The sequence below is a fragment of the Proteus sp. NMG38-2 genome, from assembly GCF_020640995.1.
Lineage (GTDB): Bacteria > Pseudomonadota > Gammaproteobacteria > Enterobacterales > Enterobacteriaceae > Proteus.
The window spans coordinates 3,255,775-3,276,584 of the sequence record NZ_CP085481.1 but is presented as its reverse complement, the minus strand read 5'-3'; the positions used below and the strand labels follow the sequence as shown (position 1 = coordinate 3,276,584).

Annotated in this window: 17 protein-coding genes; 3 read left to right on the top strand and 14 right to left on the bottom strand. The window is 35.5% G+C overall.

Annotated elements, in window-relative coordinates; translation table 11 throughout:
- Window positions 1-22 precede the first annotated feature (22 nt).
- The 3 genes from LG402_RS15480 to LG402_RS15470 form a co-directional block, all read right to left on the bottom strand.
- A complete protein-coding gene (locus tag LG402_RS15480) occupies window positions 23-1,009 on the bottom strand; it encodes a LacI family DNA-binding transcriptional regulator (protein WP_166540103.1) in 987 nt (328 codons plus the stop codon).
- Window positions 1,010-1,109: 100 nt separating this feature from the next.
- The gene (locus LG402_RS15475) at window positions 1,110-4,472 is read right to left on the bottom strand and encodes a GH36-type glycosyl hydrolase domain-containing protein (protein ID WP_227335885.1); all 3,363 of its coding nucleotides are present in this window, start codon (window positions 4,470-4,472) and stop codon (window positions 1,110-1,112) included.
- A gap of 19 nt (window positions 4,473-4,491) precedes the next feature.
- Window positions 4,492-5,607: an ABC transporter ATP-binding protein gene (locus LG402_RS15470; protein ID WP_166540101.1), complete on the bottom strand. Its 1,116-nt coding sequence runs from the start codon at window positions 5,605-5,607 to the stop codon at window positions 4,492-4,494.
- Window positions 5,608-5,922: 315 nt separating this feature from the next.
- Between LG402_RS15470 and LG402_RS15465 the strand changes: the two genes are divergently transcribed.
- The 3 genes from LG402_RS15465 (at window position 5,923) to LG402_RS15455 (ending at window position 10,718) form a co-directional block, all read left to right on the top strand.
- On the top strand, window positions 5,923-7,302 hold the full coding sequence (locus LG402_RS15465) for a glucoamylase family protein (protein WP_166540100.1): 1,380 nt from the start codon (window positions 5,923-5,925) through the stop codon (window positions 7,300-7,302).
- 84 nt (window positions 7,303-7,386) lie between these two features.
- Window positions 7,387-8,394 (top strand): transporter, encoded by a 1,008-nt coding sequence (locus LG402_RS15460; RefSeq protein WP_166540099.1) that lies wholly within the window; start codon window positions 7,387-7,389, stop codon window positions 8,392-8,394.
- Window positions 8,395-8,447: 53 nt separating this feature from the next.
- On the top strand, window positions 8,448-10,718 hold the full coding sequence (locus LG402_RS15455; RefSeq protein WP_227335884.1) for an autotransporter outer membrane beta-barrel domain-containing protein: 2,271 nt from the start codon (window positions 8,448-8,450) through the stop codon (window positions 10,716-10,718).
- A 134-nt stretch (window positions 10,719-10,852) separates the two neighbouring features.
- On the opposite strand, the gene LG402_RS15450 is transcribed toward LG402_RS15455, so the two are convergent.
- From LG402_RS15450 to LG402_RS15400, 11 genes are all read right to left on the bottom strand, one after another.
- Window positions 10,853-12,229, bottom strand: coding sequence for a VasL domain-containing protein (locus tag LG402_RS15450; protein WP_227335883.1), 1,377 nt, complete (start codon window positions 12,227-12,229; stop codon window positions 10,853-10,855).
- A 90-nt stretch (window positions 12,230-12,319) separates the two neighbouring features.
- Window positions 12,320-12,748 (bottom strand): type VI secretion system baseplate subunit TssE, encoded by a 429-nt coding sequence (gene tssE / locus LG402_RS15445; protein WP_109410184.1) that lies wholly within the window; start codon window positions 12,746-12,748, stop codon window positions 12,320-12,322.
- 2 nt (window positions 12,749-12,750) lie between these two features.
- Window positions 12,751-13,314, bottom strand: a complete 564-nt coding sequence (gene tssJ / locus LG402_RS15440) for a type VI secretion system lipoprotein TssJ (protein WP_166540096.1) — start codon at window positions 13,312-13,314, stop codon at window positions 12,751-12,753.
- Window positions 13,289-14,386 carry a type VI secretion system baseplate subunit TssG gene (gene tssG / locus LG402_RS15435; RefSeq protein WP_227335881.1) on the bottom strand — a complete coding sequence of 366 codons (1,098 nt, stop codon included), beginning with the start codon at window positions 14,384-14,386 and terminating at the stop codon, window positions 13,289-13,291. Before tssG ends, tssJ begins: the two co-directional genes overlap by 26 nt.
- The gene (tssF, locus tag LG402_RS15430) at window positions 14,350-16,113 is read right to left on the bottom strand and encodes a type VI secretion system baseplate subunit TssF (protein ID WP_227335880.1); all 1,764 of its coding nucleotides are present in this window, start codon (window positions 16,111-16,113) and stop codon (window positions 14,350-14,352) included. Before tssF ends, tssG begins: the two co-directional genes overlap by 37 nt.
- Before the next feature lie 32 nt (window positions 16,114-16,145).
- Window positions 16,146-17,768, bottom strand: a complete 1,623-nt coding sequence (gene tssA / locus LG402_RS15425; RefSeq protein ID WP_166540093.1) for a type VI secretion system protein TssA — start codon at window positions 17,766-17,768, stop codon at window positions 16,146-16,148.
- Window positions 17,769-17,776: 8 nt separating this feature from the next.
- Window positions 17,777-18,343 carry a hypothetical protein gene (locus LG402_RS15420; RefSeq protein ID WP_227335879.1) on the bottom strand — a complete coding sequence of 189 codons (567 nt, stop codon included), beginning with the start codon at window positions 18,341-18,343 and terminating at the stop codon, window positions 17,777-17,779.
- A 247-nt stretch (window positions 18,344-18,590) separates the two neighbouring features.
- Window positions 18,591-19,136, bottom strand: a complete 546-nt coding sequence (locus tag LG402_RS15415) for a DUF3304 domain-containing protein (protein ID WP_227335878.1) — start codon at window positions 19,134-19,136, stop codon at window positions 18,591-18,593.
- The gene (locus LG402_RS15410; RefSeq protein WP_227335877.1) at window positions 19,121-19,669 is read right to left on the bottom strand and encodes a DUF3304 domain-containing protein; all 549 of its coding nucleotides are present in this window, start codon (window positions 19,667-19,669) and stop codon (window positions 19,121-19,123) included. Before LG402_RS15410 ends, LG402_RS15415 begins: the two co-directional genes overlap by 16 nt.
- A complete protein-coding gene (locus LG402_RS15405) occupies window positions 19,654-20,202 on the bottom strand; it encodes a DUF3304 domain-containing protein (RefSeq protein ID WP_227335876.1) in 549 nt (182 codons plus the stop codon). Before LG402_RS15405 ends, LG402_RS15410 begins: the two co-directional genes overlap by 16 nt.
- Entirely contained in the window at window positions 20,187-20,711 is a 525-nt protein-coding gene (locus LG402_RS15400) for a DUF3304 domain-containing protein (protein ID WP_227335875.1), read from the bottom strand. The genes LG402_RS15405 and LG402_RS15400 overlap by 16 nt, the downstream gene beginning before the upstream one ends.
- Window positions 20,712-20,810: the final 99 nt, after the last annotated feature.

The following is a 20,810-nucleotide window of genomic DNA, read 5'->3' as shown; positions in this document are numbered from 1 at the left end:
ATCCTGATGAGATTAAAATAAATTAAAGCGTTTCACGTTCTATTAATTCTGTAGGAAGAAAAGTGACTTCATCAATATTGCTTTCTTCTCTAATTGCTTTTAATAAAACCTTTGCTGAGAGAACACCCATTTCATATTTATGATGATCTATTGTTGTTAGTGCAGGTGTTAAAATATTTGATGCATAAATATTATCAAAACCTACAATTTTTAATTGATCAGGAATTTGAATGTTATGTTCTTTCGCCGCCCTTAAAATACCGATTGCCATTTCATCATTAGCAGAAAATATGGCAGAAGGCATTTTACCTGCCTCAATTAATGCATTCATTTTTTGGTAAGCATCTGCTTCGGTAAAATTTGAATGAATAATAAGACCAGGATTTAAAGGTATACGGTTATAACCTAGTGCAGCAATAAAACCGTCTAAACGTTTTTGATTATCATAAGAACCTTCAGGGCCACTAAAAAAGGTAATCTCTGTTGCACCTGCATTTACTAATGCGTTAACAGCCTTGAAGGCACCACCAAAGTTATCAATCAATACGCTATAAATATGGGGGCTTTTTAATTCTCTATCTAATACAACTACTGGCAAATTTTCAGATGCGATAGATTTTATAAATTCATTATCAAATGAGCTAGATAAAATAATGGCACCATCAACAATACGTTCACGTAAATATTTATGAGCGGTTGATTGTTCACCACCATAAAGACTGCATGCAACTAAATCATATTGTTCACTGTGTGTTTGCTCTTGAATGCCTCGGACTAATTCACTGTAGATAGGCCCAAACCAAGAGTTAAAAAAGAGGCCTATAGCACCACTACGTTTAGTTTTAAGCATTTTGGCATTGCTATTGGCAATGTAATTCATCTCTTTTGCTATTTTCAGTACATATAGGCGTGTTTTTTCAGTAATTTTTGGGCTGCCATTTATAGCGTAAGATACTGTAGAGATTGAAACATTTGCTTTTTTAGCGACATCTTTTATGGTAACACTCATCTTCATCCCTCAAAAAATAAACACACAATACGTAAATATACCACTTAGTCGGCTCTTGCGATGAGTAGCAAGAGCCAAATTCTAAGCTTTACTTTGATATTTATAGATAAATATCAAGTGTGTTGTTATCCAATAAATAAGCCATAACATCTGAATTCTTGATTAAAACGCCACCTGTACGATAAGGGTTATTTTGTAATGTAAAGTCTACTATTTGTTGATTAAGTATGACGCGTTTAGGTGTGTATTCATCTTCGTTAGGATAAATATTAATCACAACCGCTTTTCCATACAGTTGGAAATTAAGGCTAATATCACCAAATTCTTTACTAATAACAGGATCTAACAGTAAATCACCAAATTCATAACGAAGGCCTAAAACATTAGAAATAATTTGGTTAATATAAATCCCAGGACCGCTGGAATAGATACGCCAACCACCTTTTGCAGCAACTTTTCCTGATTTTAATTGCTCAAAATTATCATAGGCTTGGTAACGATCATTAAATTTTGCATCAGAGCTAGAGAAATAGCTATTTGCTTGTCGTAGTTCTGCATTCGGCACGTTTTCTTTGATACCAATTGGTGAAATTTTAAAGAGATTTTCAAATAGCTCTTTTGCCATTCCCATCTTACAAAGTGCTTCGATAAAACGGATATGAGCATGGCAATATTGTAATCCAACTTCACGACCTAGATTTGCAGCCAGTTCCGCACGTTTAAAATAACTTTGGCGTCCTGCTTTATATTGTGCTGTTTTATCCATAAGGCGAACACCATCAGGATAAAGTAAATTATCAAGGATAATTTTTATATGTTTCTGTGCCATTTCTTTATCAAATGATTCAGAAATAATTGAACGATTAGCCGGTAATAAGCGGTATTTAATATTTGTTTTAACATCAGAAGGATGTAATAAATATTCCACATCATTTTTATTAAAATGAATAAAGCCACTAATAACACCATCTTTAATTAGGTATTTATGATAATCCGCTTCCATCTTAATAAAGAGGTCATTAATTCTTTTGAGTAAATCTGCAAATGAAGGATGATTTGCGAGCGCTTTCATTATTAATTTAAATGTTTGTAATGTCAGCGGAATAGTCCAACCACTCACCATATTTTTACGCAATGAGTTATTTGCTGGTTGGAGGGTATCATCCCAATCACCATCACCATAGCTAGACAGATGAGTTCCTGGCACCAAATGCTCAATAACATGTTCAAGTTGACGATAAATATGCTGTAGTAACGTCTCTTTTTGAGTTGTAAAAGTAAATTTATTGTCAATGCTGGTATAAGGTAATTCTTTATTCAGGATATCGACATTATTTGTAGCTAATAGGTAATCAGCCAATGCTTTTAATGGCCAAATAACGACGTCACCATGAGATTCTTGTTGTTGAATATGTGCATAATTATCAAACATAAACCATTGTGGCCAATTACCTGTTTCTAAATATTGGTGGCTATACATCTCACATAAAATGTGCTCAACATGTTGATAGCGACCTAATGACATAAAGAATTCAATAGGTCCTTGTGATACATCACGAGTTCCCCAAGCTGCGCCTGATGGTTGTTCAAGCCCATGTGGTGAACTGTAGTGAACCAATGCATTATGTGTAAACCAATGTAGTGTATGATTTAGCCTCTGTGCATCTCTTGGTTTTTTCGAAAACTCAATGGAGAAATGGTTTAATAACTCATCTTGCTGGTTTTCGTAATTGACGACTTCTGTTGCAAACGATAACCACTTACCTAATGTGTCAACTTGATTATTTTTACCGCCAAAGACAAGGCTAGCTTGGTGGTGAATTTGGCCTTTAAGCATAAGATATTGAACAGAATTGGTTTCAACATCAATATAGTGTTCAATATCCGTAAATTCTGAGCTATAACTCAAACTAAAGAGGGGGGCATTAGGATTATTTGCACTTGTAATGAGTATATTGTTGTCTTCACTTGGTGCGGAAACTTGAATAATAGACTCTTCTTCTTGATTTCCCATAATAAGCGGGTGACTCACAATAACATCTACAGCTTGAGCAAAATTGTGAAGTTTAATATCAAGTTGGATAATAGGTTCATCATGGCTAGCGAAAGCGAGGATCTCAATCATCCCTTCTGATAATTTATAAACCCAACGGGAAAAGTTAAACCCAACCTCATAGGCAGAAGGCATAGCAAGTAAATGGTACTGATTATTCAATTTAACTTGAATGCGTTGACCACTACTTTTAAAGAAATTTAAAAAATTACGATTAGTACCAAGTAATTTATTAAATGAAGTGTTTCCTAGTGTCAGATGTGAATTAAAAACACCATAAATATAGTGTGTTGAATTCATAATTGAATTTTTAAAATTAAGATTATTGCCTGATGAAATTATATGTCCTGTTGCTCGCTCTTGATAATGTTCTTTATCAGCGAGCGTAATGTAATGGCGTCCCTCTTTTTGGAAGAATGAGAGTAATTCATCCTGTTCATTTTCCTCAAAGCTTTTTTCACCAGGAAATAAAATATCAAGTTCTTGAGGTGTTAGTTTATCGCCTGATAATGGTTGAACATTAAATATAACGTCTGTTTTTTCGCTAAATTTTGTCGAATTATCAATTTCTGGTTTGTAATAGCTGTCTGTAATTTTCTTTATGCTAATAGGTTGTTCAATATTTGCTTCAGGCTGATTGGCAACATAATAGCCATAGAATACTTGGTCAGATCCTTCTTGAGGGGCTAGCTCTAGGGGTTTTAATTGTAAGGCAATAAAGGCCATTTCATACTGATAGTTCTCATTCGCTAATGTAAGCTCTTTTGTTATGATTGGCTGATGCGTAAATTTAGATTGCTTACCAAAAAACTGATAGCCATCAGTTGAATAAGCAACGACGGGAGAAAAACTTCCTAATTGTAGTAACGGGTTACCACTACTTTGAGGCAAATTTTGGCGTGAAGACGTAATATATCCGTAATTTTCTACATTAAATATTTTATGATCAAGATATTGGCTGCAATATGATTCATTTGTTTTTGTTGCACCACTATCGGATAAGGAAAGGTCTTGTCCATAAATTAGATCGAAAGTAAGGGAGGTATTACTGATATTTTTTACATTAACAGAGTAATAATAAATATTTTCGGGATCTTCGGATAAAGAAAGTGTAACCGAGGCAATAAATTTCTCAGTTTCAATATGCCAAGTTATATTATCTTGTGTATCTTTACTTAATTGAGTTTTAGCATGACTCGTTAAAAGTGGCGTAGTAGAAATAATATGATTATCGCTCAACTCACGAAGATAGATATTGCTAATTGCGGTATCTAATCTTGGTGTCTCAAAGAGGTTGAGCATAATATTACCCGCCATAATATTTTTAAGCATTTGGCCTGGCATAAAATTAAATGTGAGCAGTGCGTTTTTTTTACTATAGACCACATTATTAACTGGCTTAATTGTCATGTTACTCATCCTGATAATACTAAGTGTAAAAAATATTCTGTTCGTTCTCTTTATCGAAGAGATGGCATTTATCCATATTAAAATGGAAGCTACAGTTTTTTGATTTATCTATTTCTATTTCTGGATTAGGGCGTTTACAAATAACTTCATTATTTGCTAGATGAAAATAAATAAATTCATCTGAACCCATAGCATCAACACGAAGAATTGAAGTTGATAAACAATTATTTTCAATTTTCTCAATGACTTTAATATCTTCAGGCCTAATTCCTAAATAGATCTCTTTATTGATATAGGCTTTTGCTTTTTCTTGTTTCTCTGTCGGTAAAATGAAGATATTTCCATCACATTGAATAGCGAGTTGATTCTGATGTTGAATAACTTGTCCTGATATAATATTCATTGGTGGAGAACCAATAAATTCAGCAACAAATTTATTTTTGGGATGGTGATAAACGTTTAAAGGATGATCAACTTGCATAATACGTCCTTTACGTAAAATGCAAACACGTTCTCCCATTGTCATGGCTTCTATTTGATCATGAGTAACATAAATCATCGTTGCAGGCTTGCCAGCTTCACGAAGTTGTTGATGTAATTTACTTATTCGTAATCGCATAGACACTCTGAGCTTAGCATCAAGGTTTGATAGTGGCTCGTCAAAAAGAAATACAGCCGGTTTTCTCACCATTGCTCTACCTAATGCGACTCTTTGACACTGACCGCCAGACATTTCTTTAGGTTTACGTTTTAAAAGTTCTGTTATTTCAAGTAGTTCTGCTGCCTCAGAAACACGTTTGGTGATTTCTTCTTTTGATTTTTTAGAAACACGTAGACCAAAAGACATATTTTCATAAGCAGTCATGTGCGGGTAGAGTGCGTAGTTTTGAAAAACCATTGCAATCCCCCGATCTTTAGGAGGCATATCATTACAGATATTATCAGCAATACGCAGCTCACCGGATGATATTGCTTCAAGCCCTGCGATCATTCTTAGCATTGTGGATTTTGCACAACCAGATGGACCAACGATGACCATAAATTCACCGTCTTTGATATCCAAATTAATATCATGAAGTACATGTGTACCATTTGGATAGATTTTATTGACGTTGGTTAATGTGACGCCTGCCATCACTACACTCCGCATTTCATTGAAACGTTTCTATAGATTATGAATGCTTAATAAATCCTGTCAACTGTAATTTACTTGACCGATTTAATTCGGGATATTCATCACATTAAGAATGATGATCTAATGTAACTTATTGTATTTTATTGATTAATTTTTATTTGTTAATTTTGGTATCTGAAATATATATAAAAATACACTACTCGTCACATTTTAAATAAATGATGATAAATTGACTTGACCAAGCATCATTAGTGAGATGATTATAGAAACGTTTCTACGATTTGATAATGAGTTTCGCTTAGAAGGCAAAATGATATGACTAAGAATGGTTCGATGCTTCTCGCTTCCCTATTGCTGGCTTTTAGCACGCAATCTTTAGCCAATAACGTTGTTATTAATGAAATCAAAGTTGCTGAACATTTATACCCAGCGGGTTTTGAAGAAGAATTTCAAAATAATCTTAATTTTTTTCGTGATGGAGTCGGTGTTGATAAATATGTCAAAGTACCTTATGACACCATAAGAATTGAAAGTAATACTGTCGTTCCTGGATATTATACAAATACGACAGAGATTGGTTTATATCTCAATGTGTTAACTCAGTCAGCTAAAACTGGGAATAAAGATGCGGTAGAGCGAATCAAAGAGACATTGACCACCATGGAACAAGCACCTAAATGGAAAGGTTTGTTTTATTGGCCTTATGATATTCGTGATAATAAATTAGTTAAAAACCCTGATGAGATTGTACCTGCAGTAGATAATGGCAACTTTTCTTTTGCGTTGATGGCAGTGGCTGGGGCTTTTATGAACTCGCCAGATCCAGATAAACAAGAAATTGTAAAACGTATTCAAGCCATTCTTGATGGGCAAAGAGAGGGGTGGGTTGCGTTATATGATGAAAATAAAGGATTAATGTCGTCAGGTTGGTCAACAAAGAATAATGCATTTCTAGGTTATCATCTTGATAGAAAAGGAAATGAAAGTCGTGCGGCTGTTATTTGGGCTATTTTAGATACCAAAGATTTAGGTGCTAATGCTATCCCTGAAAGTGCATTCCATAAAATGGAGCTCTATACTCAGCATTATAAAATTAACGATAAAATATATAATCCATTGTTAACATGGGATGGCGCCTATTTCCAAATGATGATGCCCCAAATTTGGCTAAATGAAAAAGAACTCATGCCAGATTATAAGATTGTTGAAGATCATACATTAATTCAAAAGATCTACGCTGCTAAACACGGTATTCCAATGGTTTCCTCATCAGCTCGAATTGATAATGGTTACCACTCTTTTGGTGTTCCGGCACTTTCAGAAAGTAAAGTTCGTTTTAATAATGTTATTGAAGATGGTAATACAGGAACACCTCATGCTATTGCGTTGTCTTATATTGTCGATCCTGAAGGTGCAATTAGTGCGCTGAAAAAACTCAAACAAGTTTATCCTAATATTCAATCTCCATACGGATGGTATGACGCTGTTGATAATAAAGGCAATATGACTCAAAACATCTTATCACTGGATGTTGGGATGTTTGTTGCCGCGATTATGTCTAAAGAAATTAATGATGATGTTAAAACTTATTTAGAAAGTCAGGGGCATCTCAAAGATTTAGAAATGTTATATCAAGGCTTTGTACCGAATAATTACAAAAATATGAATGTCATCAATAGTTCTTCCATGCAGTAAAACACGCGATAACTCCCCTTGATTCCGTCTTATTATTGAAGAATTAGGGGAAGTTAGTTATGAATTGACAAGGATTACCAGAGCATGAAAAAGATCATTCTTCCTGTTGCGTTGCTGATGGCATCAAATACAGCATTAGCAGAACAGCAAATAGAAAAACCGATCCTCAATAATCAAGAAAATACAACGAGTATTCGAAATTCCAATTTAGACTTATTTGGTGTTTCTCGTAGTTTTGGCGATATTATATTTGTTGATGATGATGCAACACGCCAAAATTCAGCGCCAAAAAGAACTCGTGTATTTACAGGATATGAATATGAGAATATTAAATTCTCAAAACATCCCGGACAATTATTAAGTACTTTTGTTATTGCTGATGGTTCTACTCGTATCACTGATAAATTAAGTATGGGTTATGTTATTCGTGAAACAACGATTTATGATACGGCTGATAATAACAAATATGTCGGTTCAGGAGGCAATCGTATTCGTCGTGATACGTTTACCGAAATTCAACTTTTACCTAAATATATAAATTGGATTAATGAAAATTTTAGTTATGGCGTAGAGTTAGGTTATGAACATATTGGTGATGCCAAAGATTCTGCTGAAAAACAGATGTATCACATCCGTCCTGAAATTAATCTAGGTTTTGGTCGTAACTTCTTGCATCTAAATACAGAAATAGGCTGGATTGATCGAGCAGATCGTGGTGCTTATATTGAAACCGAACCTTTATATCTTTATCGTTTAACCGATAATTTTAATATGGGAGCTAAAGTTTATTATCACGCTGAAGATAATGATTTTAGATGGCGTGAATCTGCTGTTCGTCCATTAGTACAATATCGATTTGCTAATAATACTTATCTTGAATTACGTTGGGAAATAGGCAGTATTCGTACTCATGATGGTAGTGGTTATAACTATAATAACTATGCACTGTATACCGAAATTCCATTTAACCCAACATTCTCTTTATTAGCTGATTTACAATTTAAAGATCAAAAAGCACATAAAGGAAACGAATGGTCTTGGGGAGATAAAGAAGATATTTTCGCCAAAGTTGGCTTCGTTATTAATTTCTAATGAAGTAAAAATATTTTAATCAAACAATAAATATCTTGATTTAGAGGTAAATGATGAAGAACCAAACTATGTGGCGTTTGTCTGCAATTGCTACAGCTCTTATTATTAGTGGTAACGCTTACGCAAATCAAACGTATCATTTTTCTGAAAAGCCAAATAACAGTGGCACAATTGAAGTTATAACGGATAAGAATACGAATGAATTTCAATTGTCAGATTTAACGGCTAATACAGAAGGTCACCCTGTTGATGCCGTTAATAGCGGTAAAATGATGTTAACGATAGCACCCACAAGGGGTGATGCCAGAGCCAGTGGTGTGTTAGTTAAATCAGGAACATTTACCAATAAAAGTGGTGGTAGTGTTGTCGTTTCATCCACGAGCCAAAATGAACTGTCTGTGGCAAATGGGTTACAAGCTTCGGATGCTTATTGGTCAACAATACGCAATCAGGGGAGTGTTGATGTAACAAGCAAAAGCCATCAAGGTGATGCTCAAGCGACAGGGATTAATGCGGGGTTATCTTTTTCTGATAATCCATATGATCGTTATGGTGATCATATGGCATTAATTAATGAAGGTAAAATGACCGTTGTTGCCGACGCTAAAAAAAGTGCAACAGCACAAGGAATTTATACTAATTCAGCAAATGGATTGACTAATAATGGTGAATTAAACGTTCATGCACAAAGTGAACAAGGTATTGCGAATGCATCAGGCTTACATACCATTAAAGGCAATCCTAATGTTGCACCTGATCATAATAATCCCAGTAATCCAACCCATGTAATGACAAATAACGGCCAAATGAATGTTTCTGCATCAGGCAAAACATCAGTAGCAAGTGGTATATATACTGAAGGTGATAATGTTATTATTCGTAATAATGGCACTATTAATGTGGATGCCCAAGCTGAAGATAATGCAAAGGCATATGGTATTAATGTTGTAAATGGTCAAGCCGTTATTCAATCTCAAGGGCGTATTTTTGTTTCAACATCGGCTAACGGTACTGAACACGCTTATGAAGTGATGGCTGATGGCTCTGTCGTGAATATAGAAAGCTACATGATGACGCTAGGTTCAGAAAATCCGTGGGCAGTAAGTAACGGAGGATCTATTGTTCTAGGTAATGGTAATAAAGGGGCGGATCTTATCTTTATGCCAGGGCAAAAAGAGGACGGATTTGAATATGGCAAAGGCTATGCGCTTGATTCTTTAGCTTATGATATCACTAATAATCAATCTGAAATGGTAAACGGTGAAATTAATACGTTCTCAGGTATTAACCAAGATTTTAAAGTCATTCATACCAGTAATGGCAGTGGTGATTTAGGAACAGCCACATTAGTTTATGCCCCTAATGTTTCTCATGCAGGTGTTTCTGCTTTAGTACAGCGCTCTTCAATGACACAAGCTTCAAATATTATTTCTTCGCGTTTAAATGAACAATTTATTCGAGAAGGATGTAATGAAAAAATAGATGCTAATAACTGTATGTTTATTACACCTTATGCAGGAGATTATCGTCGAGATCAAGTTTCATCTGGTTATAGCGGTCATCGTTATGGTGTGTTATTAGGTCAAGACCATCAATTTGAAACCTTTAATCTTGGCTGGCATGGTGGATATGAAAAAGCAAAGACCAGCTTTAATGGTACTTCCGATGGGCGTAAAGAAGATGTAAATACCTTTATGTTAGGTATGCAAGGTGGAATGACATTTGAAAATGACATATTTGCAACAGCAACAACAACATGGTTTCGAAGTAAGACCGATTATACCGATAGTAATCACTATTCAGGTATAGGAAGTCAAAGTGCAGATTACGTTAGTAATGGCCTTTATACCGATATTTCAACAGGTAAAAGTTGGGATATAAACCGTAACTATAAAATCACACCAATGTTAGGGGTAACTCATATTTGGCAACAACGTGAAGGTTATACAGTATCTTCTCATAATGCTGATTATGATTTAATAGATACTCATTATAAAAACTATAATGGGCAAGCGCTGATGGTTAATGCTAAGTTACGTTTTGATGGACGTTATCCGCTAACAAACGAAACATTGCTTAAACCTTATTTAAATTTAGGTATCCACCAAACATTATATGGAGATGAAATTAAAATCGATCAGCAAGTTCCTAATGCTAATTCTGTTCGAGTGACAACGAAAGATAAATCAACGTCAGGTTCATTTGATGCAGGTATGTCATTAGTCAGTGAGAATGGTTTTACTTCTGATGTCCGTATTAGTGGTGAAGCGAATTCGGATAGAACAGATTATACGGGATGGGTAAATATCGGTTATTCTTTCTAATATAATAATAGTATTTCCGTTAATGACTCTCCCTTTTAATAAAATAGGGGGAGTCATTATAGAAAGTGAGTATTCTTTTCTTTATGTTCTTTATTTTAGAGTTTAATCTCTTATAAAAATATAGTGATATATTCTTATTTAGAGTGTAATAACGAATATCGATTTAATAGTTGTTTAAAATGATTGTCTATTTGTTGATATTCATAGTCTGAAACTGCATTTTGTGTTGGTTGTTTTTCAAGTAAGCGTAACTCTTCCTCTAAAGGCTTAGCTTGATTGAAATGTTGGCGAGCTTTGAAAATGATAGATTTTAACTCAGAGCCAGTAATATAATTTTTAGGGTTACCATCAAAACTATCTAATCGTTGGCTTAATCCGTCGAGTTCAGCCATGCCTTTAGACCATTGATTGAGTTGTTCATCCGTGGTGGCATTTATTTTTAAATTATTTTTCCAAAGCTGCGTAAATGATAAAAGCTCTGGATTATCTTCATACTGCTCATTCAAATAACTGATTACTTCAAGTCCATAACTCTGTGCCCATGTGGGAGAAAGTAATGCGAGTTCATCTAAACGTTGTTGTATCACGTCAATCTGCTCAGAATTGAGTATTTTTGTTATATTTTTACCATTTGCAGTTTGCTGTTCAATAAGAGAGCCTGCATGTGCATTAATAGTTGGAATATAAGGAAAAGCATCTGTCAGATTGTTATTTTTTAATTCAGATAACCAAAAATAAAATAGGATAACAAAAAATAAACTACTGGTTAATGTGCCAATTAAAATACCTTTCCATAATTCTTGATGGTTGTTTTTTTTAGCTGGTGTTTGTAATGCAATAGATGGGGAGATATAGGTTTTAGGTGGTATGGTCTTTTCAGTTAAATGAGGGGATGTAGATAATGCTGATTCAGCAATTTGAGGTTGATTGTTTTCTTCTTTATTAATAATAGGTGATAAATCAGGTGAATAAAAATTATTATCTAATGTATCTGCATTTTCTAGTTGTCTCGCTTGGGTGATAATTAAATTTTGTAAATAATCAAACTGGATAAGATGTTTTATTTCTAATGTTTGAAGGTGATGATTAATATTTTTTAATAACTCTTCAATTTGATAAAGAATAGGTAAGTCAGTATAAACAAATGTTGTTCCTCGAATGCCAGAAATTAATTGTTGGCTTAATGTAGAAAGAATATTAATACGAGTATGTGTTTGTACAGGCCATAATGTTTGCCAATACTGAGTTAATATTTTATGGGTTAGATAAAGGCCTTCATTTAAACCATCTAATCCAGACTGTTGCTGACGAGATAAAACAAACCAAGCTGCTGTTTGAAGATCAACACCATTTTGATTAAATAAAGAAATACACAATTCATGGACATATTGCCAATTAATATCAGGGCGTGCTGGATGAAAGCGTTTATCAAGTTCCTCTTTAATATTAAGAAATTGATTAAATACACGAGGATCACCTCCAACAGGAAGTGAGTCTAAGTAAGAGTTCATAGAAGCCTCAAGTTAATTTAAGGTCTAAATGCTATAAGATAAAGTTAAACAAAGGAAAATAGGCTAAGAATAAAATGAATGGAAATATATTTACGATAAGTTAAATTGTTTTTTTAAATGATGGAGAAATATTCGTCCATCAGGAGAAAATTCAGTGCCATAACGTATAAGCCCTCTTTCATGTAATTCAATATCTAAAGAATAACATAATTTTCCAAATTCATTTTCAGGTAATATACCTAGTGTTACTGATTTTATTCTAGGTTCATACTTGAGTAATGTTTTTGATAATATTGCCATTACTTTATGTGAACTTCCTGGTAATCCTTGAATAAGTTTGCTCATATCGGGTAAGCCATAATCAGGTAGATGTTTTAATGTTCCTGCTCGTGAGTTTAATATTCGACGAATATTATCCATAACAGATAAAATAACTTGGTCTTCTTCGGAGATGGCATCTACAGGCAATCCTCCAGAAAAATATCCCGTTAGCATTTCATAAAGAGAGGGTTGTGGCATCGTTATTTTTTATCCAAAGGTTGTAATGTTAGTGTATTTTCAGCTAACTCAATTTTTCGTGCTTTATCAGGATCAAGTTCATTTTTAGGAATAACAATACGCCAGTTATTTTTAATTTCATCAGGAGTGTGAAACATTACTGCTATTGCAACAAATTCTGTTTCTTTCTCCATTGGCATATCTAAAGAAATAGATTCTCCAGGACGAATACGTAAGTCTTTTTGTGTTAGCAATGAAGATTTTAAAATATCGTTATTTTGATTAAACAGCGAAAGATAATCACTATCATTAAAGGTGTCAGCAGATTTCAGTTGGAATACTCTAACAATGACGGAAAGTGAAGAACCGTTATCGTCAGTATTAAGTGCTTCTCGTGCAGTAAAATCTAAATGTAGCACTTTAATTTGTTTATAGAAAATAGATTTAGTTAAAGAGACTGTACCATCACTAATAGTTTGTGTTAGACCACATCCTGCAAGAGTAAAAACACCAATAAGTAATAGTGCTAGTCGGTAAGTATGGGAGAAAAATATTTGAGGTTTAGAATTGATAATTGCCATATTCATCACTTTTATAATGTTGAGTGCGGAGTGTTAGATATTGATAAAAACCAAGGCCGATGGTGATAAAAGAGGGCGTTGATGGTTTTTCAATAATGTTATGAGGTCGCATAACTGCAGTTCTACCCAGTTGCACACCTTGGCTTTTAGAGGTGCTCAGTGTTGCATCAGGTAATAAATCTCTTGGTAGTGTTAAACGCAATCGTGCATTAACGCGAGAACCTAAATAAACACGAAGCAATGCCATAAAATCTTGATAAATACTGCCATCAGGTAGCCAGCCTTTTGCTTCATCTTTATTTTCAGTATGTAACTTTATTAATACTTGGCTATTTACGTCTATCGCATAACTCCCTAAAACGGGTTTGTTTTCTAATGTAATAGGGGATGTACACGACATTGCGGTGGGGATCTCTAGCGCTATTCTTCGTGGATCATGAGGAATAATATTGACCTTTGTCGATGGTGCTAATAATTTTACTAATGCACTAATTCCTTCCGCCGTGCGTGTAGGTAAGCGTAATATTCCTAATAAAGCTAAAAAGCGAGATAGGGGAGACTGCACCTGATTAGCACAACCTGGAATACCTAAACCAATTAAACCATAAAGATATTGTGATGTATTATCACTGCCTCCTTCATCGAAGGTTGCAGGATACGAATATTTACGCCAAATTCGATAAAATTGTGTAGTAAGTCGATGGTTAAAAATATCTAAAAAATCAGTGAGTGAATCCGTACCATCTCTATATTGTGCAATATCGTCAAGGTAAGATGTTGGAAGAGGTGAGGTGATACCATAAAGTCCTAGAAAGGTAGTACGTAAGCTTGGTACTGTACTTTTACGATATTTATCAAGGGAGTCAATCCCTTTGATTTCAGTCACTGGAAAACCCATACCTCGATGAGGGCGAAAACGAATAGGATCATCTTTAGGGTCGTGAGAACGCCCTAATTCATAGAACTTAGCATTGGATTTTTCAAGTAGTTGGCAAAAGCGATAGAAATTTATATAAGGTAATTTTTCGCCTAAAGCCTCAATTAACGGGGTAGCTGTGGATTGTGGATCTCTTTCCATTGAATGCGTTTTCCTGTTGGTAAGATAATCAGTGTTAATTGATTAAACAGATGAACATCGGCATAAAGTGCAAAAAAGCGATTAAGCATTTCACCAAATAAATGCATATCCCCTTCACCATTAAAACCATTACTGTCTAATGTCACTTCAATATCAATGCCTCGTTGTAAAAAACCTTTCTCAAAACGCTCAATTAAATGGTGTTCAACATGAATAATGGCATCGAGTTTTCGATGATTCATATCATCATCTCGCCAGTCATAGAGTGCGAGTGTACCTCGGAGCACTTCGGCATTGTCCATCATATTAAGAAAACTTGAACCAAGGTGGCTGAGTACTCGCCAATGAAAGCGATCTTCTGAAGGTGGATAAAGCGGTAAAGTGGGTTTACATAAATTACGAACAGTTAATGGAATTTGTAAGGTTTGTTCTGTTCTATCAAGCAATGTACTTTGCAGTGCTTTACGAGGTAATTGCCCATTAGTGCCAGTGAGTTGTAATGAAAGTGTTTCTGTTTCGGTAGCTAAATCAAGATCTTGTTTTTCACCCCCAAAAATAAGCCAAGTATCATGAAGTCCCGCTACACCACGTTTAACACGGGTATGATAATAACGTTCGGGGGCATTATGGCGTAACATACCACCACGATGACGAAAGCTAGTAAATGGCACATAAATAGATTCATTTGTTCGTTGAGAACCATGTACGCTATCCACACTATAAATTTCAGTATGCCCATCTTGAATACGACGCGGGCGTAGTAAATATTCGCTTTCCAATCCATTAACTGTGAGGGGATCTGCTTCTATATTGAAAAGATTAATAACAGGAATACAATGTAAACGGATATTTTCATCACTTAATGTGAGTGAGCTATCCCATAAAGTATTTAGAACAATATCTAACTCAAATTTTGATGTTTCTTCAGGAAAATGGATATCACCTAATCCATTAAGTGACACAAACATAAACTTTTCACGAAAAGAAAAATATTCCAGTAGCAATTGATAACCACTAAATGTGGTATCACCTTTAGGCCAAAGGGCATCCGTATCCTTAAATCCTCCTGGTGAAAAATAGAGGGGCACCGCTATTCTGTCTTTTGATTGAGGAAGTTTTAAATAGATTTTTGAAACTTGTTTGGTTAATGCTAAATGCAGTGCATTAGTTGTTGGAATATCACCAGATAAATAAAATGAAAGCTTATGAAGGTTAACCTCAGACCAGTTAATAATTTCACTACATGTAAATTTTAACTGAATAACTGAGCGTCCATCTGGCTCAGTTGTTAAATTAACGGTCTCTATTCTTATTGGATTAAGTGTTAAATCTTGCGTTGTTCGATAGTGACAAATTGTTTTTTTCGGGCCAATAGGACGAGAAAGTACCTCGAATTGAGCCGATATTTTATCTGTCATTTTCATTTTCTGAATATCTGGTGTTAATTCAATGATTGATAATGAAGGAATTGTTTGTAAATAATGAGGCCACAATAAACTAACAAGGCCTTCTGTTAACTCAGGTAAATCATCATCAATTTTTTGTCTTAATTGCCCCATTGAAAAAGCAAAGCCTTCAAATAAGCGTTCAACAAAAGGATCGGGTGTACCTGCTTTATCTAAATCGAGCATTGCGGCTCTATCGGGGTGTGCTTGTGCAAACTCTTTTGCGGCTTCTCTAAGATAGCGCATTTCCGCATCAAAATAGCGAAGGGTTAAATCATCCATTAATTTGATACCTTGATTTTTTGAGTAAAATATTAAGAATATAAAATTGAAGAACGTACAGGATCGATAGCTGTCAATTCACTGAGTAACAGTTCCATTTGTTGTTCAATGCGGTTTTTATCTGAAGTATTACGTTGAATTTTGGCTCTATAAAGGTGAAGTTGTCGTGCTTTCACTTCAAAAATATAGTTAGGCTCCCATTGTGTTAATGGCATTGAAAGTGCTTTTTTATCAAGTTCTCGTAATAAATTTAATGCCAGATCGTGACGAGCAAATTGTTCTGCTACTCTTGCCATAACTAGGTTTAATAGCCATTTTTGTCTTGGCGTGTTGATATCAGGACGATGTTGTAGCCATTTTAAGGCAATCTCAATGCCTTCATTATCTGCTTGAGTAATGGCTTCAGGCTCTAGTGCTAATATAGGCTCGTCTTCGGATTGGTGAGATGATGAACTTGATAATCCCTGCATGGCATCAAAATTCTCTTCCATAACATGCTGTTTTATCCAACTTAAGGTTACTTCATCAGCAAAGGGAGTACCATCTTCCCATGACAGTTTTTCTAAATCAGGAAGGCGAGTAAGAAATTGTTTTAAATCGTTTTTTATAACATCAGACCATGCATTCCAAGGGGCAGAGGATTTGCTGAGTGCTTGATATAAATACCATTGCACATCTAACCAAAAATGGTTAACACCTTCAGCAAAAAGCTTGTCAGCTTGTTCTGCCAGTTCACCCCAGCTTTGTTGTAAATAGAGGCGTTTAAGTTGTGCTCTTGCATCCGTTCTTGGGGGGGAAAGGCGAGTACAACCTTGTTGATCTTGTGGTGGAAGTTGATGAAGCGTATCCCATCTCACTACTTTCATTAATCTATGTCCTGCTAACCAGCCATTAGGCTGATTGCGTAAGTAGTTAGCAAGCATTTTAGATTGATCTAATAATTCACGACCTGATTGTATTGTCTCTATTGGCGTGTTTTGTGATAAAGAAGATGGCTTTGAAGAAGAGTTATAAGCAGATTCATTTCTGCTGATATTTTGTGGTACTAATGAGCTTGTGCCACCAGATTGAGCAAGGCGTTTTTCGAGTGCTTGATGTAATCCCGCAAGTTGTGGCCTTTCAGCTTCGTTCCATGTTTCAAGCTCAGTTTCAATGGTGGCTAATAGGGCGATAATCCGAGAAAATTCATTATGATCGACTTCGGGATAAAGCGATAAGCTATCTAAAACGCGTTGCCCTGATAACCACTCTAAGGCCGATTTTCTACTGGTGGCTCGGCTAGGTAATAGCGTGTCGTGATAGCGAATAAGCAATCCACTTAAAAGTCCTAAAGAATCGGCAAGTCCGTGTTCACCTTCTTTGTGTAAGCGTGCCCAAATATAATAAGTCACCACACGCACATCTTTGCAGGAATTGAGCAATAATTTTTCAGCCAATAAGCAAATCAGTTCAGTATCTGCGCCAGAGAGTTTATTGACTTCTTCTTTCATTCGCTCAAAGTCATCTTCATAACTGGGATCATCACCAATGGGGTGATTGGGTGTAATGGGTAATAACCAACGATCCCACAAAGCGATTTGTTGTTGAGCAAGTTGTGTTTCTAAGGATGCGTCTTTATTGAAACAAGCAGTTCTAAGAGATGTTAATATAGACATGTATTTTCCTAGTAATAATTAATATTATCATTATTATCTATTGCCATGAGTAAACTAAGTCTTCCTCCATTATTATCACCTATGATATTTAATATAGTGGTAACGTTATTGGTATCATATTGGCTTTTTATTTCACCACACTCTTTATTTTCGAGACATTGGAAAAAAGTATTATCTCGAGGGATATTATCAATTTGATAGCTAGGTGGGCCAAATATATTAAATAATGACTGATTTAATTTATTGTAGTTATTTAATAGTGTTTGTTGGTTATTTTGATTTTTTAATTCTAGAATAAGAAGAGATGCAAGACCTTTATCTCTTAATACCACAAAAAAGTAATAATAACTGCCCTTTATGCCATAAGGAGATGACCATGAAGAACATGCCCATCCTTCGGGTGCAGATGTACATTTTAAATTAGCTAAATCTAATTTTTTAATATCATCCATTGATTGATGCCATTTAAAACCATGCATGATTTTTTTAATATCTGCTTGTTTGTTATCACAAGAACTAAGTGTTGAAATAACAAATGCCAAACTAATTAAAAATAATATTTTTATTTTTTTCATTAAGTACTCATTGTTTTATTAAGAAAACTTATTTTTTGTTGATTACAATTTTTATAAAATAAATTTATAAATATTTATTTTATTGTATTACTTTAATAATAAAGTGGATAAAGATATGTGAAAATTTCGACTGCAGTTATAATTTTTTATTCTTCTCGTGTTTTATAATTATTTTCTATTTGTTGTTGAGATAATTCCAATCGCCCATCATTAGGGAAATGATTAGGTACCCAAACTGGTTCTGCTTTTATTTCTTCAAACATACGGTTGGCTCCTTCATATTATGAGGTTCATTAATTGGGTATTCAGGATGACCATATCCTTTACAGGAAGTAGTGATTTTCACTTCATTACAAGGTAAGAAATGCACTTTGACACTACAAGGTTCATCATATTGTGGAATGGGCACCCAAGCTTCGTGACTGGAGGTATTATCGCGTAGCTTTTGTTTCCACTGATGATAGGCTTCTACTTCGTCAAAGTCAGGAGCTGGTGGAAATTTTGTGGTATCGACTTTTTTCCATCGAATATGTGCGGTTAAATTAGGGCGCCATTTTTCGGGGATCATCACACAACAGACGGTTCCGCCAATACTGCCGTAACCCCCATTAATTGAAAAACCTGAAATTTCAAATTGAGTATGGTTATAGCCTTGAAGTCCTGCTCCCAAGAGGGAGTTTTCTGGTTTTGCACCCCAAGAGCCGGCATTAGCACAACCGGAAAGTAACAGAGAAATGATCAAGAGCGTGGCAAGTTTAGGGTAAGTGTGCCAAAAGGTTATTTTTGAGGACATACGGTGGGCTCCTTCATATTATGAGGTTCATTAATTGGGTATTCAGGATCACCATAGCTATAGCAAGAAGTGGTAATTTTCACCTCATTACAAGGTAAAAAATGAACATCTACACCACACACTTCTTTATCATATTGTGGGATGGGCACCCAAGCTTCGTGACTGGAGGTATTATCGCGTAGCTTTTGTTTCCACTGATGATAGGCTTCTACTTCGTCAAAGTCAGGAGCTGGTGGAAATTTTGTGGTATCGACTTTTTTCCATCGAATATGTGCGGTTAAATTAGGGCGCCATTTTTCGGGGATCATCACACAACAGACGGTTCCGCCAATACTGCCGTAACCCCCATTAATTGAAAAACCTGAAATTTCAAATTGAGTATGGTTATAGCCTTGAAGTCCTGCTCCCAAGAGGGAGTTTTCTGGTTTTGCACCCCAAGAGCCGGCATTAGCACAACCGGAAAGTAACAGAGAAATGATCAAGAGCGTGGCAAGTTTAGGGTAAGTGTGCCAAAAGGTTATTTTTGAGGACATACGGTGGGCTCCTTCATATTATGAGGTTCATTAATTGGGTATTCAGGATCACCATAGCTATAGCAAGAAGTGGTAATTTTCACCTCATTACAAGGTAAAAAATGAACATCTACACCACACACTTCTTTATCATATTGTGGGATGGGCACCCAAGCTTCGTGATAGGTCGTATAGCGGTCTAATTCTTTTTCCCAGTGATCATAGGCTTCGACTTGATCAAAATCAGGAGCAAGAGATATTTTGCTTTTATCGAGTTTCTCCCACTTTATGTGAGCGATTAAATTAGGACGCCATTTTTCGGGGATCATCACACAGCAGACCGTGCCGCCAATACTGCCATACCCTTCATTAATCGAAAAACCGGTAATACTGTATTGAGTGTGGTTATAGCCTTGAAGTCCTGCTCCCAAGATGGCGTTTTCCGGTTTCGCGCCCCAAGAGCCCGCATTGGCACAACCGGAAAGTAACAGAGAGATGATCAAGAGCGTGGCTAGTTTAGGGGAAGTTTGCCAAAAGGTTATTTTTGAGGACATACAGCAGGCTCTTTCATTTTCATTGGCTCGGTTATTGGATATTCAGGATCGTGATAGCTATAACAGGAGGTAGTGATTTTTACTTCATTACAAGGTAAGAAATGCACTTTGACACTACAAGGTTCATCATATTGTGGAATCGGCACCCAAGCTTCGTGACTGGAGGTATTATCGCGTAGCTTTTGTTTCCACTGATGATAGGCTTCTACTTCGTCAAAGTCAGGAGCCGGGAAAGGTAAGTTATTTCTATCCACCTTTTTCCATTGAATATGCGCGACTAAATTAGGACGCCATTTTTCGGGGATCATCACACAGCAGACCGTGCCGCCAATACTGCCATACCCTTCATTAATCGAAAAACCGGTAATACTGTATTGAGTGTGGTTATAGCCTTGAAGTCCTGCTCCCAAGATGGAGTTTTCCGGTTTTGCACCCCAAGAGCCCGCATTAGCACAACCGGAAAGTAACAGAGAAGAAGTGAGAATTAATGATATTACTTTTAATGACATAGAATAATTAAGATTTATTTAAATGTTAGTTTGTTATTTAACTTAAAAGAAAGCTTTCCAGAGATCTTTTGGCTAAATAGGGCGGTGACTAGTTAATAT

Excerpts from the sequence above, each read along its gene's own strand:
- LG402_RS15450 (WP_227335883.1), bottom strand. The coding sequence starts at position 12,229 with ATGAACTCTTACTTAGACTCACTTCCTGTTGGAGGTGATCCTCGTGTA.
- tssF (WP_227335880.1), bottom strand. The coding sequence starts at position 16,113 with ATGGATGATTTAACCCTTCGCTATTTTGATGCGGAAATGCGCTATCTT.
- LG402_RS15410 (WP_227335877.1), bottom strand. The coding sequence starts at position 19,669 with ATGTCCTCAAAAATAACCTTTTGGCACACTTACCCTAAACTTGCCACG.
- LG402_RS15415 (WP_227335878.1), bottom strand. The coding sequence starts at position 19,136 with ATGTCCTCAAAAATAACCTTTTGGCACACTTACCCTAAACTTGCCACG.
- LG402_RS15465 (WP_166540100.1), top strand. The coding sequence starts at position 5,923 with ATGACTAAGAATGGTTCGATGCTTCTCGCTTCCCTATTGCTGGCTTTT.
- LG402_RS15405 (WP_227335876.1), bottom strand. The coding sequence starts at position 20,202 with ATGTCCTCAAAAATAACCTTTTGGCAAACTTCCCCTAAACTAGCCACG.
- LG402_RS15475 (WP_227335885.1), bottom strand. The coding sequence starts at position 4,472 with ATGACAATTAAGCCAGTTAATAATGTGGTCTATAGTAAAAAAAACGCA.
- tssJ (WP_166540096.1), bottom strand. The coding sequence starts at position 13,314 with ATGAATATGGCAATTATCAATTCTAAACCTCAAATATTTTTCTCCCAT.
- tssG (WP_227335881.1), bottom strand. The coding sequence starts at position 14,386 with ATGGAAAGAGATCCACAATCCACAGCTACCCCGTTAATTGAGGCTTTA.
- LG402_RS15455 (WP_227335884.1), top strand. The coding sequence starts at position 8,448 with ATGAAGAACCAAACTATGTGGCGTTTGTCTGCAATTGCTACAGCTCTT.
- LG402_RS15460 (WP_166540099.1), top strand. The coding sequence starts at position 7,387 with ATGAAAAAGATCATTCTTCCTGTTGCGTTGCTGATGGCATCAAATACA.
- LG402_RS15400 (WP_227335875.1), bottom strand. The coding sequence starts at position 20,711 with ATGTCATTAAAAGTAATATCATTAATTCTCACTTCTTCTCTGTTACTT.
- tssA (WP_166540093.1), bottom strand. The coding sequence starts at position 17,768 with ATGTCTATATTAACATCTCTTAGAACTGCTTGTTTCAATAAAGACGCA.
- tssE (WP_109410184.1), bottom strand. The coding sequence starts at position 12,748 with ATGCCACAACCCTCTCTTTATGAAATGCTAACGGGATATTTTTCTGGA.
- LG402_RS15420 (WP_227335879.1), bottom strand. The coding sequence starts at position 18,343 with ATGAAAAAAATAAAAATATTATTTTTAATTAGTTTGGCATTTGTTATT.
- LG402_RS15470 (WP_166540101.1), bottom strand. The coding sequence starts at position 5,607 with ATGGCAGGCGTCACATTAACCAACGTCAATAAAATCTATCCAAATGGT.
- LG402_RS15480 (WP_166540103.1), bottom strand. The coding sequence starts at position 1,009 with ATGAGTGTTACCATAAAAGATGTCGCTAAAAAAGCAAATGTTTCAATC.